Raw genomic sequence first — 15,116 nt, 5'->3', positions numbered from 1 at the left:
TTTTCACAGGCGGTCGAGCAGTTCGCGTTTCTTGGCGTGGAATTCCTCGTCACCCAGAATGCCTTTGGCATGAAGCGCTGCCAGGCGCTCGATCTTGGTGAATATGTCGTGCTCCGGAGAAACCGAAAGCGCATCGGTGGATTGCTGCGGGGCCGGACCAGTTGACGGTGCAGGTTCAGAAGCCGATTTCGAGACGCCTGCTTCAATCTCTCCGCCCGCGTGAACTTCCTGTAGCTCCTTGACGCTCACCGGCCCGTGTTGGGAGGTAAATGAGAGGGACTGGTCGTAGCCCTGCTGCTGGGAAAAGCCGGTAATCCGGTGATCGCCGGTGTCGTAGATCGTCACCTGACCGTCCTTGCGGATCGCAAGCCGGTTGGTTGCGGGAAATATTGCGTAACGCATATCGTTCTGCGACCCGGTCGAGCCGGCGGCGCCGAGCCCGTGCGGCCACCAATGCCCGCCGCCCGTAGATGACTGATTGCCCGCGTGGTCCGGGTGGGTCTGGCCCTGTTGCGAAACATGCGCGACGTCGGGTTGTTGAAGCCTGCCGTCGCGGCTGAGTTCGGCAAGGTCGCGGCAGACATCGGCCACCTGGGCCTTGAGGCGGTTGTTGAACATGTCGCCGATCATCGTCATGCCGCCCGTAGACCATTGCCCCATGCCGCCGAGTTCCGGATGGTTGAACTGTGCCTGATACCCTCCGCCAGACACGACCGCAGCCAACAGATGTTCGGCTGCGCCTCGGCTGATGCCATGGCGCCCGGCGATGTCGGCCAGGGCGCGGTTTCCCTCTTCGGTCAGCTTCATCAAGACGCGCCTCCTAGAGCGATGCTGCGGAGGCGTATCTCTGCTCGCGAAAGGCGCTGCCGCTGCCAGCGAGCGGCTCGGCAGCCAGACCCTTTCCGGCTTCGGCAATTATCTCGTAGGAGCGCAGGCGTGCCTTATGGTCGAAGATATCAGAGACGATCATCAGTTCATCTGCACCGGTCTCGGCCACCAGCTTCTGTAGGCCCGCGCGGACAGTTTCGGGAGAGCCGACGATCGACCGGCCCAGCATCTGCATAGCCTGCGCCTTCTCCCTCGGCGACCAGTAAGTCTCGATATCGTCGATCGGCGGTTGGCTGAGGCCACGCGTTCCGCGAAACATGTTTGTGAACGACATCTGTTGCGTTGTTGCCAGACGCTTTGCCTCGGCATCCGTCTCGGCGCCGATGATGTTCACGCCCACCATGGCGTGCGACGTTGCAAGCTGTTCCGATGGCTTGAAGCGGGTGCGATAGATCTGCAGGGCCTGCATCAGCATGTCAGGCGCAAAATGCGAGGCGAAGGCATAGGGAAGGCCGAATTCTGCAGCGAGCATCGCGCCGAAATTGCTTGAGCCGAGAATCCACAGCGGGACGTTGGTGCCCGCCGCCGGTACTGCCTGTATCCGCTGGTTATCACCGGCGGGCGCAAGAAAGGCCTGCAGCTCGAGCACATCCTGTGGGAAGTTTTCGGACGCCTCGTTGGTGCGTCGCAGGGCGCGCAGTGTCATCTGGTCTGTGCCGGGTGCGCGCCCGAGGCCGAGGTCGATGCGGCCTGGAAACAGCCGGGCGAGCGTGCCGAATTGTTCGGCGATGACGTAGGGCGAGTGGTTGGGAAGCATGATGCCCCCGGCGCCGACCCGGATGGTCTTGCTGCCAGCAGCGATGTGGCCAATTACGACGGACGTGGCTGCACTGGCGATACCGATCATGTTGTGGTGCTCGGCAACCCAGAAGCGCTCATAGCCCCACGTCTCGGCATGCGCTGCGAGATCGCGCGCGTTGTCGAGAGCGCCGCGGGCATCTGTGTCCTCGGTGACGCGGACAAGATCGAGAATGGACAAGGCGGTCATGGCGCTGCTCCTGGTTTGAGACGCAATCCGGCGATCGTTGGCCGATCGCAAGGCAGGCTTGCTATATCACATATGGAGGCGACACCGGGTCGAGACAAGGCGCCGGATGCAGGCATTGGCCGCGCATCGTAAAATCTAGACGGCGGAGTTCTGGTTTACTTGCGGCTGATGAGAGAGACGTTTTGTGCCAGTCGTTCGCCGCCCCGCATCTTCAATAGCCTGGCCGGAACGCCGCCGTAGACGCCAAATGGCAATGTCTTGCCCTTGACCACTGCATTGGCGCCGATCACGCAACCCTTGGCGATATGGGCCCCGGCGAGAATCTTGGCACCCGCGCCGATCCATACGTCGTCTTCGATGATGACGGCCTTGTTGGTATTGCCTTGCGTCCTGATCGGGCGCGTCGGATCGTCGAAATTGTGCTCGAAAGACGTAATCAGCACCTGCGCGGCAATTCTCACATCATGGCCGATATGCACCCCACCGTGGCCAAGAACGATTGTATAGTCGTTAAAGGAGACATTGTTGCCGATCTCGATGCTGCCGTGCTGGGCATCGAGGATCACTCCGTCCCTGATGGCACTATGGGTGCCGACTGAAACCGCACCGTGTTTCCAGATGATTTTCGCAGTCCATGGCAACCGAATGTCAGCCGCCAGAAAAAGCGAACCGCGCGAGAACAGCGCCTTGAGCCTGTAGAAGAATGCCAAATTGCGCATGCGAAACCCTTTGAAACTTCCCGACAGGATTGCACTAGGGCAAGATTGTGTCGGCCTTTCGGCTCGGGGGTTTCCGAAGGTTGACCACGGAGCGTGCGGTGCAGATGGTGATCGGGTTGGCGATGCGCAAGTCTGCTGCTGGCGGGTCCGCTACCGGATCGAGAGGCTGGGATCGGCCGCAGTTACGCTTGGCCAAGTGGCAAGCGAACGTCGCTGTTCGGCTGATCCAAGCGAGGAAGACCCGTCCGGCGTGTTAACGAGGTGTGCCGTGGGATGCAGCACAGGCTCCTTGCGCCTGAGGCCGAAGGCTTTCAGCACCTCGAGATAGCTGGAATATACATAGCCGTCGTTCATCTGCCGCCATTCCTCGCGCCGTTCGCGGTAGAGGCGCGGCAATCTATACCATGCCGCCGTTGGTTGCTTGTGGTGCACCAGATGGAGGTTGTTGTTGAGGAACAGTAGCCCGAGAACGGATTTTTCGATGATCACGGTCCGGCCGTCCGGATGTTCCGACCACTGGTGCTCGCAATAGGAGCGGATGGCGAGGATCGACAGCGAGGCATAGGCCAGCAGCCCATAGAGCCAAAGCGGCATGCCGAACAGGAAATGAACAATCGTCAGAACCGGTACCAGGCCTGCCAGGTGCAGCACCCAGGCGAGACGCTGCGCCCTGCTGCCTGCCGAGAGGAGTTTGATTTCTGTCAGAGCGAAGCCGATAACCCCGATCGCGGGTCCGATCAGCACCCGGCCAAGCAGCGCGTTGTTGGCGTGGAGCATGCTCTTCAACCAGGCGGGAAATCTTTTCCACTCAGTCAGCCCCCGATAATAGCTCTCCGGATCGTCGTAGGGATCCGTCAGTCGCTCGTCTGCGTGGTGTCGCAGGTGCAGGTTCTTGTAGCGCCTGAAGGGATAGAACAGCGCGATCGGAAGGAAAACCAGGGCCTCGTTTATTAGCGCATTGCGCGTCGGGTGACCGTGAAGAGCTTCGTGCTGCAGTGACGAATGAAATGTCGCCATGACGGGAATCGCGAGGACCCCTATCCACGGCAGTGACTGGTACATCATGCCGGCAGCAAACCATATGAGGTAGCAACCTGCAATCATTCCGAGTGTCACCCACTCGATCCTAAGTCGCCGGTTTCGCCGCTTTGAACGCTCACCAGTTCTCAATTTTATGATCATGCCCTTGATCTCGCTGCGATTCGTTGCCCCCGTATCAGCTTCCGCGCAAGTTGCATTTTGTGCAACGCGATAATGGTGACGATGCGTTGACATTGCGCACGGAATTGCCATGATGGTGATAATTGTCACCAAACGGAACGATATGATGGATAAACGCAAGCTGGCAGTCCTGTTTCAGCAGCGTCTCCGCTTGCTTTTCGACCGCTCCCAGGAGAGCCAATCGGCGTTCGCGGATAATGTCGGCATCGACCGGTCGGCATTATCGCAATTGCTGTCGGGGAAAACCGCCCGGCTTCCAAGGGTGGAAACCCTGCTGAGCATCGCCGAGCGCCATCAGGTTTCGCTGGACTGGCTGCTCGGCATTTCGCAGGACGAGGGCCTGATGGGCGCGCTTCTGCCAAGCCTCGAAATTGAGACCAGCGACGACGAAGGGGCGGGGCTCCTGATCAAATGGCATGCCGAGGCCACCGGCTCTAAAATCCGCTATGTGCCGGCTCGCATTCCCGATCTCCTGCGGACACCCGAAGTTATTGCCTATGAGGCGTCGGAGGCGCACCAGAGCGCCGCGACGCAGGTGGCGGGAACGGCGTTCCGGCTGGATTACAATCGCGAGCCCGGCACCGACATGGAGTCCTGCATGCCGCTGCAGACGCTGGAGGCTTTTGCCGCTGGGCAAGGCATCTGGCAGGGGCTTCCGAAGGCTGCGCGTCAGGGGCAATTGCTGCATATGGCAGACCTTATCGACGATCTTTATCCATCATTCCGGCTGTTCCTTTTCGACGGTCGGGCCCGTTTTTCGGTGCCCTACACCGTCTTCGGCTCCCTGCGGGCAGCGGTATTCGTCGGGCGGATGTATCTCGTCCTGCACAATGTCGATTCGGTCCGCATGATGCAGAGGCATTTCGACGATCTCGTCCGCGATACCAGGATCCATGCGCATGAAGTAGCCGCCTATATCCGCTTGCTCACGGTGGTATGAGCAAGTGCTTCCCGGCTTGGTAGTGGACAGGAACATCCGCGTCTCTCTTGCGTTGTCCTCGCTCTGGTCAGACGGGTCTCTCCGGTTGTATGGAGCCGATGTCTGACTTCGGATTGGAGCCCTATGGAAAAGAAGCAGAACGACGCAAGCCGCGACAACGCAACCCTGATCACCCACGGATCGGCGAGCCTGCCCTCGGTGACGATCGACGGCTATAATCTCGAGTTGCGCGACAAGAACGGCTTTATCGGCGACCGGGCTAGCAAGTCCGCCTTCCAGGCAAAGCTCAACGAGTGGCGCCAGCGCATCCGCAACGGTGGGGATGACCCGCTCGGCGATGTCGCGACGAAAGACATGTCGAAGAAGCAGATCGACGCATTGCTGACTGGAGACAACAAGGAAGCAGCTGCGCTGGTCATGGGCGCCGTCGAGGACTTTGCTGGCGAACTCGGCCATGTGCTCGGGAAGTTCTTGAAACAAGATAGCTGGAAGGGTACCGAGAGAATCGTCGTCGGCGGCGGCCTCAAGGAGAGCGGCTTCGGCGAACTGGCAATTGCCCGCGCCATGGTGCTGCTGAAAAGCGAGGGTTTCAAGGTCGAGCTCACCCCGATCGCCCACCACCCTGACGAAGCCGGTCTGATAGGCGCTGCGCACCTGATGCCGGGATGGATGCTCGAAGGCTATGATGCGATCCTCGCGGTCGATATCGGCGGCACCAACATCCGGGCCGGCATCGTGGAAATGCGTCTCAAGGACCATCCTGATTTATCCAGGGCCAGTGTCTGGAAGTTCGACCTCTGGCGGCACGCAGACGAGGCACCGAAGCGCAGTGCCACGGTTGAAAGGTTGGCCGGCATGCTGGAAAGTCTCATCAGAAAGGCTGAAAAGGCCAAGCTGACACTGGCGCCCGTCATTGGCATTGCGTGCCCAGGGGTTATAGAAAGTGACGGCTCTATTGCCCGTGGCGGGCAGAACTTGCCCGGCGGCAACTGGGAGAGCGAGAAATTCAATCTGGGCGAGGCCCTGACCAAGGCTATCCCGCAGATCGGCAGCCACGATACTTTGGTGGTTATCCACAACGACGCCGTCGTGCAGGGTCTTTCGCAAACGCCTTTCATGCAGGATACAAAAAAATGGGGTGTGGTGACCATTGGCACGGGGCTCGGAAATGCGCGCTTTACCAACAAAGCGCCGAAGGAAAATTCTGACAAAAGCAAGACTTGACGTTAGATAGAAGGTCAGAGAACCATCAGACTGCGGCGCCATTCTTTGGACATTGGCTTAGAGAGACATATCAATGGCGCATGATCATCATGACCACCACGACCACTCCCATGATCACGCGCACGACAGCCATTCGCATGTCTCCGGCCTCGGCCACAGTCATGTGCCGGCAAACTTCGGCAAGGCATTTGCGATCGGCGTCGGCTTGAATATCGCCTTCGTGCTGGTCGAAGTGATCTATGGTATCGCCAGCAATTCGGTGTCGTTGCTGGCCGATGCCGGGCACAATCTTTCCGATGCGCTCGGGCTCTGCGTTGCCTGGGCGGCGGTTATCCTTGCCAAGCGCAATCCCACCCAGCGTTTCACATTCGGGCTCGGCGGCAGCTCCATCCTTGCCGCGCTGTTCAACGCGGTCTTCCTGCTTGTGGTGGTCGGCGGTCTCAGCTGGGAGGCGATCGGCCGTATATTCGAGCCGCAGCCTGTCGCCGGAAAGACGGTGATGATCGTCGCAGCCTGCGGCATTGCGATTAACGGCTTCTGCGCCTGGTTGTTCTCCTCCGGCGGAGGCGATCTCAACGTGCGCGGCGCCTTCATGCATATGGCAGCGGATGCCTTGGTTTCGCTCGGCGTGGTGATCGGCGGACTGCTGATCCTCCTGACCGGCTGGCACTGGATAGACCCCGTCATGAGCGTGGCGATTAATATCGTCATTATCGTCGGCACCTGGAGCCTGCTTACCGGCTCGATCACCATGACATTGAATGCCGTTCCTGCTGGCATCGACATAGTCGAGGTCCGTGCGTTCTTGAGCAAACTGCCCGGCGTGGCTTCGGTACACGACCTGCATGTTTGGTCGCTGAGCACGACCGATACGGCGCTTACCTGCCATCTCGTCACGCCTGCCGGCCATCCTGGCGACGAGGTGCTGGAGGAGGCAGCCAGGGGCCTGCAGCGTCGCTTCGGCATTGGCCACGCGACTTTCCAGCCCGAACTTGACCGTTGTTCCCTTGAAAATACGCCGCACCAACACATCTAAAGGCGCCTGACGGTTATCATGTGGGTCCCATCGAGTGGCCCCGGCTGGCGCAATGACGCAAAAATTCGCTTCAGCTGCTTTTTTCTATGGCGAAAACGCCATGATATGATAGGACGCCGTTGGCAAAGCGATCGCGTCAGTATATGACGCGTCGTCGCCGACCTTTATTGAAAGGGCCGGCCGAGAATTACGACAGCGCAGCGGCCTTGCGAAATAGGGAATATTTCCTTTCGCATGACGATCTGCTGCCGAATGCGAATAAACAAGCGCAGGTCACGCGCCAGCAGCGACCGCGAATGTCAACAAAAGGATAGAAGTTTGCAAGTTCTAGTTAGAGACAACAACGTCGATCAGGCTCTCCGCGTCCTCAAGAAGAGAATGCAGCGCGAAGGTCTCTTCCGCGAAATCAAGGCACGCATGGCTTACGAAAAGCCATCGGAAAAGCGCGCTCGCGAAAAGGCTGAAGGTATTGCACGTCACCGCAAGCTTGCCCGCAAGAAGCTGCAGCGCGAAGGTCTGATCCCAGGTCCTAAGAAGGCTGTATACACACGCGGCGGCGAAGCCGGCGCTGGCGCCAACAAGGCTTAATTGCCTGACGATTGGATCTCGGCCCGACTGAACGGTTTGCACCTCTGTGCAGCTATGCGTCGGGCACGACGCTAGTCGTTGACGTCCTTCTTCCTTTTGCCAATAGAATTGAGACGCTTGTCGTGCGCGCGACAAGCGTTTTTCTGCGTTTCGCTTGCCTTCGTCTTTGCGAGATAGTAGGTCTTTTCCATGGAGGAGGCGCCTCGGACAAGTCGTATTTGCTGTCGAGAAATCACCATCGGCCTCAGCCGCGTGGGCGATCGCAATGTGAGAGGTTTTCGACCCGCCAGACTATCCTTCCGATAGGTCACCCAGGCACAACAGACGGAGATGACGATGGCTAAAGGTCAGATGAAGAGCAACCGCGAAACGCGCAAGCCAAAGAAGGACAAGGCGGATGTCAAGTCGGCAACGCCTGTCGGCTCGCAGGTCAAGCAGGCGGAAAGCAGCCTGAAGCTCGGCAAGAAAGACAAGTAACTCCGACAACACGACGTCAAGGCACAGCGTCGGCCTGCGATCCTCGAGATAGGCAGGCCGCAGCGACGCTGATAAACAACCAATATTGCTGCCGGACTTCACGGCTCCCCACACTGATCCTGTATTGTCGCAAGATAATCTGGAACACCGGCTATCAGCACTGGAAAATCTCCGGTTCATGGCCCAAAGTCAGCCTCGCGAAGCCTGGTTCCAGGCATCTCCCTGGCTTACTGGCAGGACAACGCTCCCTTTGTCGCACTTGCCCACCGAGGTTCCATGGCCCGCGTGCTCGTTCTGTTTGCTCATCCCGGCCAGCGCCATTCGAAGATCAACGTCGCAATGGCAAAGACCGCGCGGTCCATCGAAGGCATCACCTTCGTTGATCTCTATGCCGAATACCCGACCTTCAATATCGATATAGACCTGGAACAGGCGCGGCTGCTGGAGCACGATGTCCTGGTGCTGCAGTTCCCGATCTACTGGTATTCGACGCCGTCTCTTCTGAAGGAATGGCAGGATCTGGTGCTGGAATACGGTTTTGCCTATGGGCACGACGGAGATCGACTGAAGGGCAAGCGCTTCCTGGTGGCCGCAACGGCCGGCGGGGATGAACAGGCCTACCATCCGCAGGGAAGCAATCATTTCGGCTTCCGCACTCTTTTGTCCCCACTCGAGCAGACAGCCAATCTTTGCCAGATGGAGTTCGTCGCACCATTCGTGCTGTTTTCGGCGGGTAAAGGTGCCTCCGACGGCCGAGGGGCGCGGCATGTCGCGGATTACCGCGCTTTGCTGGAATCGCTGCGCGACGATCGGTTCGACTACAAAGCGGCGCGCCATGTCGATGTGCTGCACCACGATACTCTTCCCATTCAAGGTGGTGCGCGATGAGCGGCTTTGTCTTCCAGGCTTTCGTCTATCTCCTCGCCGCCGTCGTCTCGGTGCTGGTCGCCAAGCGTCTCGGCCTTGGTTCGGTGCTGGGTTACCTCATCGCCGGCGTGCTGATCGGGCCGGTCTTTCATCTGATCGGCAACGAGACGAAGGATCTGCAGCATTTTGCGGAGTTCGGCGTCGTCATGATGCTGTTCCTCGTCGGGCTCGAGCTGCAGCCGCGCGCGCTTTGGGAAATGCGGGCAAAGCTGGTCGGCCTCGGCGGTCTTCAGGTGGTGGGTACTGCGGCGATCGTTACGGCGATCGGCATGGCGTTCGGGCAGGTCTGGAGTGTGGCACTCACTGTGGGCTTCATTTTCTCCCTGTCGTCGACCGCAATCGTATTGCAGACCCTTGGAGAAAAAGGCCTTCTGAAATCCGACGGTGGCCAGGCAAGCTTTTCCGTCCTGCTGTTCCAGGATATCGCCGTAATCCCCATGCTGGCATTCATTCCGCTGTTGGCGCTGCCTGAACTCAGTCATCATGCGCAGGATGTCGCTGCAGCCTCCGGCGGCCACGAAAGCGTCAGTCTCCTCGACGGCCTGCCGGCATGGCAGGTGGCGATCATTACCCTTGCCGCCGTTGCCTTCGTGGTCGTCGCCGGGCATTACCTGTCGCGGCCCATCTTCAGGATCATCGCTGCCGCCAGGCTGCGCGAGATTTTCACGGCGGCAGCCTTGCTGCTGGTCATCGCCATCGCCCTGCTAATGTCTGTCGTCGGCCTGTCGCCGGCGCTCGGCACTTTTCTTGCCGGCGTGGTGCTGGCCAACAGCGAATTCCGCCACGAGCTGGAGAGCGACATCGAGCCCTTCAAGGGCCTGCTGCTCGGCCTCTTCTTCATCACCGTCGGTGCCAGTATCGATTTTGCGTTGCTATGGGCTCATCTTGGCGTCGTCCTGGGCCTGACGGTGGCGCTGATGGCAGTCAAGGTCGGCGTGCTCTATGGCCTGGCGCAGTCCTTCAAGCTGCGCGGCTCCGACAAATGGCTGTTCGCGCTCGGCCTGGCGCAGGCGGGCGAGTTCGGCTTCGTGCTCTTGTCCTTCACCGTGCAGAATGCCGTTCTTCCACCGGATATCGCTGCCGTTCTGCTGTTGGTGGTCGCGCTGTCCATGATGCTGACGCCGGCGTTGTTCATCATGCTCGATAAGGTCATCCTGCCGCGCTACAATCGGCAGCAGGCGGAAGAGGCCGACGAGATCACCGAGCCTGGCTCGGTTATCATTGCCGGCGTCGGGCGTTTTGGCCAGATCATCAATCGGCTGCTGCTGGCCAATGGCTACAAGACCGTAGTTCTCGACCATCGGGCCGATGTCGTCGAAGGCGTGCGCAAGTTCGGTGTGCGGTCGTTTTTCGGAGATGCCGGGCGTCCGGATCTGCTGCACGCTGCAGGTCTGTCGAGCGCCAAGCTGCTGATCGTCGCGATCGACGATGTCGAGCGGACAATAGAGATCGTCAAGCATGCGCGCCGGGAAAATCCGCAGTTGCACATCATTGCCCGCGCCTTTGACCGCGGACACGTCTACCGTCTCTACCAGGCCGGTGCGAACGACATTGTGCGGGAAATGTTCGACAGTTCGGTGCGGGCCGGCGGTTACGCGCTATCGGCGCTCGGCATGCACGCCTACGAAGTCGAGAAGAGCAAGGCCGTCTTCGTCAAGCAGGACCGATGGGGCCTTCGCCAGCTGGCGCCCCTGTGGCGAGAGGATATCGAGGTCTTCAACAACCCCGAATACATCGCCCGGTCAAAGGAGATCGGCGAAATCCTCGATGCCGCCATGCTGGGCGACCGTAGCGCCCTGCACGACAGGACGGAGCGCGGCTGGATGCCGCCCGGCGCTCGTGAGCGGCCGGACGAAGAAGACGCGCCCGCCGCCTAGCGACGCGTCAATCTCAGCGGTGGTCGAGCTTGGCGACCAGCCGGTCCCCGAACCACTGCATGGCGCAGACGATGACAATCAGCACGGCAACCACGGCGACCATCACACTGGTCTCGAACCGCTGGTAGCCATAGCGGATGGCAAGGTCGCCAAGCCCGCCGGCCCCGATCGCACCGGCCATGGCCGACGCGCCGATCAGTGTCACCAGCGTCACCGTGAAGCCTGCAACCAGGCCCGGCATCGCTTCCGGCACCAGTACCTCGCGGACGATTGTCCAGCGGTTTCCGCCCATCGCCCGCACGGCGTCGATCAGGCCGTGATCGACCTCGCGTAGCGAAACTTCCGCAATGCGGGCGTAATACGGGATAGCCGCGATGGCGAGCGGCACGATGGCAGCCGTCGTTCCGAGCGCCGTACCGACAATCAGGCGTGTCAGAGGTATCAATGCCACCAGCAGGATAATGAAAGGCACTGACCGGAAGCCGTTGATGATGGCGCCGAGAATGCTGTTGATCCAGCGGTGTTCGGCAATGCCGCCTTGCCCCGTCGTCACCAGAGCCAGCCCGAGCGGCAGACCGACGATGAGGGAAATCAGCCCGGAGGCGACAGTCATGACGATCGTCTCCCAGATGGAGCGGCCGAGCAGTTCAAGCATGATCGGTGTCATAGCCAAGCACCTCCACCCGCGCGGAGCGGGTTTTTAGAAACTGTTGTACGTCGCCGGCAAGCGCCGGATTTCGGGTCGGCACGGCAATGAAGAACCGCGCCACCGGCTGGTTCTGGATATGGTCTATCCCGCCATGCACCAGCCGGTAGGAATTCGGCAGTGCCGTCGACAGGTCGTTGAAGACGGCTCCCTGCGCTGCGGGTCCGGCAACATCGACGCTGATGATCGCTTCCGTTCCCGATGTCTGAGAAAGGCGCTGCAGGATATGATCCGGCAGTTGCGGGCGAATGCCTTCAAGCAGGCTCTGGGTGATCGGCTGCTGCGGATCCGAGAAGACGGACCAGACACGGCCCTCCTCGACGATCCGGCCGGCATCGATGACGGCAACGCGGTCGGCAACTGAGCGGACGACTTCCATCTCGTGAGTGACCAGCAGGATTGTCAGGCCGAGCTTCTGATTGATGTCCTTGAGCAGCGCCAGTATGGCCCGCGTTGTCTCGGGGTCGAGCGCCGAGGTGGCCTCGTCGGAGAGAAGCAGTGCCGGTCGTGCCGCCAGCGCCCGGGCGATCCCGACCCGCTGCTTCTGGCCGCCGGAGAGCTCCGAGGGATAGGCCTTCGCCTTGTCGGCCAGGCCGACGAGATCCAGAAGTTCACCGGCGCGCTTCAGGCGCTCAGTCTTGCCGATGCCTTCGATCTTCAGCGGCAGTGCGACGTTTTCCTCGACGGTCTTTGCCGAAAGCAGGTTGAAATGCTGGAAGATCATGCCGATCCGCCGGCGCATCGGCTGCAGATCCTGCTCCGCCAGTCCGGTGATGTCGCGGCCTTCGATCTCAATCCGTCCACTGTCGGCTCGCTCCAATCCATTGAGGCAGCGGATCAGCGTTGACTTGCCGGCGCCGCTGCGACCGATGATGCCGAGGATCTCGCCGCGATGGACGGTGAGCGAAATGCCGTCCAGCGCCGGCGTGGTGCCGAAGCGACGGGCGACATCTGTCAGCCGGACAACCTCCTCTGTGGTTGCTAGCGACTGCGCCTCGGCTGCGGTCGGAATATCGTTCATTGTCTTTTCCTTCATGCCTTCACGTCAAGGCGGCCCGGAATGACCCGGGCCGCCTTGGTCGATAGCTGTTGTCGCGCAGATATCAATAGGCGCTGATGCCGGTGCCCTTATAGACTTTGTCGAACTCGGCCTTGACGTCAGGGTTCTGGTAGGAGGCGACCAGCGTCTTCACCCATTCCTGGTTCTCGTTACCCTGCTTGACGGCGATGAAATTGCGGTAGGGATTGTCGGAGACAGGCTCCTGGGTAATGCGGTCATCGGCCGACAGGCCGCTCTTCAGCGCCCAGTCGGTATTGACGACAGCGGCATCGAGATCGTCGATCGAGCGGCCGACGATGCCGGCATCGAGTTCTTTGATCTCGATTTTCTTGGGGTTCTCGGAAACGTCGGCGACAGTGGCCAGAATCCCGGTGCCGTCCTTAAGCTTGATCAGGCCGGCGGTCTGCAGCACGCGCAGCGCGCGGCCCTCGTTCGACGGATCGTTCGGCACGCCGATCACGGCGCCATTCGGGATCTCGCCGACGGACTTGTATTTCTTGGTGTAGAGACCGATCGGCCAGACGCCGGTGTAGCCGACGCGGACGATATGGTAGCCATGCGTCTTGATCTGGTTGTCGAGATAGGGCTGGTGCTGGAAGGCATTGGCATCGATCTCGCCGCGCTCAAGCGCCTCGTTCGGCTGGGTGTAGTCGTTGAAGGCTACGGTCTCGATCTTCAGGCCCTTCTTGGCTGCCTCGGCGGTCACAACACGCCAGACGTCCTCGTCCTCGCCACTCATGATGCCGACCTTGATCGACTTGTCTGCGGCCAGACTAGACTGCGGCAAGGCCGCAACTCCAATGATGGCTGCCGCCGACGCAATCATCACGGCAAGGCCAGCGCGACGCGACAGGCTGGAGGTCAAAAGATTGAATTTGAATGTCTTGGTCATTGTTTCATCCCGTCAAAATCGCGGGGCTTTCCGCCCCTTCACGCCGAGACAATCGCAAATGGGAGATCCCTATACCAAGCACGATCATCTGTTGTTGGCGCAAGGACAGGAAAACCTGTGTTGCCGTGGAGCGATCGACGCCGCATTTATTTCAGCACACCGCCACCGCCGTAGGCGCGCCGATCTGAAGATTACCCCTCTACACCGGCGATGGACCTTGCCACGTCCCGCGCCTGCATGCGGATATCGGGCACCGCCGTAATCTCCCAGAACTGTCCTGCCGTCAGCGCGCCGATTGCAAACAGTCCGTCCTGTTGACGACCGCCCGCATCGAGCACCCGCGAATGCCGGTCGACGACGATGCCCAGCCCCAGTTCATCGGCTGCGATCATGTCTTTCTCCAGCATTTCGCGGAGCAGCGGCGAATGGGCAATGCCGGCCCGCTCCATGCCCGTGCAGTTGACGACCCAGTCTGCGCGCAAGCAGGCCTCTTCCTGGCGGCCGCGTGGCCGGTAGTGAATGTCCAGTCCAACCTCCGACTGGCGGATCGCCTGCAGAAACCCTGCATGCGCTGTCACCGTCCCGTCTTTCACCAATCCATCGAACTCGCTGAACACGGCGGGCGCGATGCGGTGGCGGTGAATATTCCACCAGGCAAGTGCGTGGCGTAGAAACCGCGCTCGCTGGTCTTTGTCCAGCCTCTGCCAAAGCGCTTGGGTCTGCGAGCGCAGGCCGTCCATCACGTCGCGCCAGTCCGTTCCATCGCGCACCTGCCTTCGCAACGCGTGCAGGACGGCACTCATCGCCATCGTGTCTGTCGGGAGGTCCGGTTTCGCCGGAGAATGATGCCCGGCGCGGTGCGAATGCGGCAGTAACCCGCGCCGCGAAAGCAGATGGATCGGCCCACGATGCCCATGCGCCCGGAGCGCAAGCACCTGGTCGACCATGGTGAGGCCCGAGCCGAGAATGCAGATCTCGTCCGAAGGCGCGACCTTCGAAAGCCAGCCCAGTCGCCATGGGTTGCGCACGATCCTGGGTTTTGCGGCAGCATCGAGGCTGCCCGATCCAAGCGGCAGCTCGGCATTTCCGACGCCGAGACAGAGGACGACGTTGCGTGCGGTCATTTCCGTCTGGTTGTCGAGATGGAAGATCACGCCCGAAGTTGCACACTCGACGCAGGCCCTCGCTTTCGCCTTGATGAAATCGACACCCGCACGGTTTGGTCTGTCGCGCAACAATGCAGCCAGCCGATCGCGCAGATAACGCCCGTAATCCCCCCGCGAGGCGAAGTCGTGGGTATCGACCAGTCGGTTCTCGGCGCGTAGCCACGCGACGAAATCGTCCGGTTCGTCCGGGAACACACTCATGCGACCCGCCGGCACATTCAGGCGGTGTAGATAGAATTCCGTTCTGTAAGCAGTCCCACGCCCGAACCCTGGATCGTCTCCTACCACGGCGATACGTGCCGATGATGGCAGTAGCCTGAGCAGATTGATCGTAACGGCTATAGCCGAAAACCCCGAGCCAACGACAGCGACATCATACGCCATATAGGCCCTCACTTGTGTTCATA

Annotated in this window: 15 protein-coding genes; 7 read left to right on the top strand and 8 right to left on the bottom strand. The window is 60.4% G+C overall.

What is annotated here, in order from left to right; all coding sequences use genetic code 11:
* Positions 1–3: 3 nt before the first annotated feature.
* The 4 genes from EQW76_RS17695 to EQW76_RS17680 all read right to left on the bottom strand — a co-directional run bounded on the left by EQW76_RS17695 (position 4) and on the right by EQW76_RS17680 (position 3,711).
* Positions 4–807, bottom strand: coding sequence for an SHOCT domain-containing protein (locus tag EQW76_RS17695; protein ID WP_143123042.1), 804 nt, complete (start codon positions 805–807; stop codon positions 4–6).
* A 13-nt stretch (positions 808–820) separates the two neighbouring features.
* On the bottom strand, positions 821–1,876 hold the full coding sequence (locus EQW76_RS17690; RefSeq protein WP_142830178.1) for an LLM class flavin-dependent oxidoreductase: 1,056 nt from the start codon (positions 1,874–1,876) through the stop codon (positions 821–823).
* Between the two features lie 155 nt (positions 1,877–2,031).
* On the bottom strand, positions 2,032–2,595 hold the full coding sequence (locus EQW76_RS17685) for an acyltransferase (protein ID WP_142830180.1): 564 nt from the start codon (positions 2,593–2,595) through the stop codon (positions 2,032–2,034).
* Positions 2,596–2,745: 150 nt separating this feature from the next.
* Entirely contained in the window at positions 2,746–3,711 is a 966-nt protein-coding gene (locus EQW76_RS17680; RefSeq protein ID WP_224128625.1) for a fatty acid desaturase, read from the bottom strand.
* Positions 3,712–3,922: 211 nt separating this feature from the next.
* Between EQW76_RS17680 and EQW76_RS17675 the strand changes: the two genes are divergently transcribed.
* From EQW76_RS17675 to EQW76_RS17650, 7 genes are all read left to right on the top strand, one after another.
* On the top strand, positions 3,923–4,756 hold the full coding sequence (locus EQW76_RS17675; protein ID WP_142830184.1) for a helix-turn-helix transcriptional regulator: 834 nt from the start codon (positions 3,923–3,925) through the stop codon (positions 4,754–4,756).
* A 123-nt stretch (positions 4,757–4,879) separates the two neighbouring features.
* Entirely contained in the window at positions 4,880–5,980 is a 1,101-nt protein-coding gene (locus EQW76_RS17670) for an ROK family protein (protein WP_142830186.1), read from the top strand.
* Between the two features lie 73 nt (positions 5,981–6,053).
* Positions 6,054–7,016 carry a cation diffusion facilitator family transporter gene (locus EQW76_RS17665; RefSeq protein WP_142830188.1) on the top strand — a complete coding sequence of 321 codons (963 nt, stop codon included), beginning with the start codon at positions 6,054–6,056 and terminating at the stop codon, positions 7,014–7,016.
* 318 nt (positions 7,017–7,334) lie between these two features.
* Positions 7,335–7,604: a 30S ribosomal protein S21 gene (rpsU, locus tag EQW76_RS17660; RefSeq protein ID WP_142830190.1), complete on the top strand. Its 270-nt coding sequence runs from the start codon at positions 7,335–7,337 to the stop codon at positions 7,602–7,604.
* A 336-nt stretch (positions 7,605–7,940) separates the two neighbouring features.
* Complete coding sequence (locus EQW76_RS29430) at positions 7,941–8,081, top strand: hypothetical protein (RefSeq protein WP_162854774.1); 141 nt, start codon at positions 7,941–7,943, stop codon at positions 8,079–8,081.
* Between the two features lie 276 nt (positions 8,082–8,357).
* Complete coding sequence (locus EQW76_RS17655) at positions 8,358–8,969, top strand: NAD(P)H-dependent oxidoreductase (protein WP_142830192.1); 612 nt, start codon at positions 8,358–8,360, stop codon at positions 8,967–8,969.
* Positions 8,966–10,885 carry a monovalent cation:proton antiporter-2 (CPA2) family protein gene (locus EQW76_RS17650; protein ID WP_143123041.1) on the top strand — a complete coding sequence of 640 codons (1,920 nt, stop codon included), beginning with the start codon at positions 8,966–8,968 and terminating at the stop codon, positions 10,883–10,885. The genes EQW76_RS17655 and EQW76_RS17650 overlap by 4 nt, the downstream gene beginning before the upstream one ends.
* Positions 10,886–10,898: 13 nt before the next feature.
* Here EQW76_RS17650 and EQW76_RS17645 read toward each other — a convergent pair whose 3' ends face one another.
* From EQW76_RS17645 to EQW76_RS17630, 4 genes are all read right to left on the bottom strand, one after another.
* The gene (locus EQW76_RS17645) at positions 10,899–11,552 is read right to left on the bottom strand and encodes a methionine ABC transporter permease (RefSeq protein ID WP_142830196.1); all 654 of its coding nucleotides are present in this window, start codon (positions 11,550–11,552) and stop codon (positions 10,899–10,901) included.
* On the bottom strand, positions 11,533–12,612 hold the full coding sequence (locus tag EQW76_RS17640; protein ID WP_142830198.1) for a methionine ABC transporter ATP-binding protein: 1,080 nt from the start codon (positions 12,610–12,612) through the stop codon (positions 11,533–11,535). Before EQW76_RS17640 ends, EQW76_RS17645 begins: the two co-directional genes overlap by 20 nt.
* A gap of 82 nt (positions 12,613–12,694) precedes the next feature.
* Complete coding sequence (locus EQW76_RS17635; protein WP_142830200.1) at positions 12,695–13,543, bottom strand: MetQ/NlpA family lipoprotein; 849 nt, start codon at positions 13,541–13,543, stop codon at positions 12,695–12,697.
* Between the two features lie 191 nt (positions 13,544–13,734).
* Positions 13,735–15,093 carry an FAD/NAD(P)-binding protein gene (locus tag EQW76_RS17630; RefSeq protein WP_142830202.1) on the bottom strand — a complete coding sequence of 453 codons (1,359 nt, stop codon included), beginning with the start codon at positions 15,091–15,093 and terminating at the stop codon, positions 13,735–13,737.
* Positions 15,094–15,116 lie beyond the last annotated feature (23 nt).

This window comes from Rhizobium sp. rho-13.1, assembly GCF_007000305.1.
GTDB lineage: Bacteria > Pseudomonadota > Alphaproteobacteria > Rhizobiales > Rhizobiaceae > Rhizobium > Rhizobium rhododendri.
This window is presented reverse-complemented; position numbering and strand designations above follow the sequence as displayed.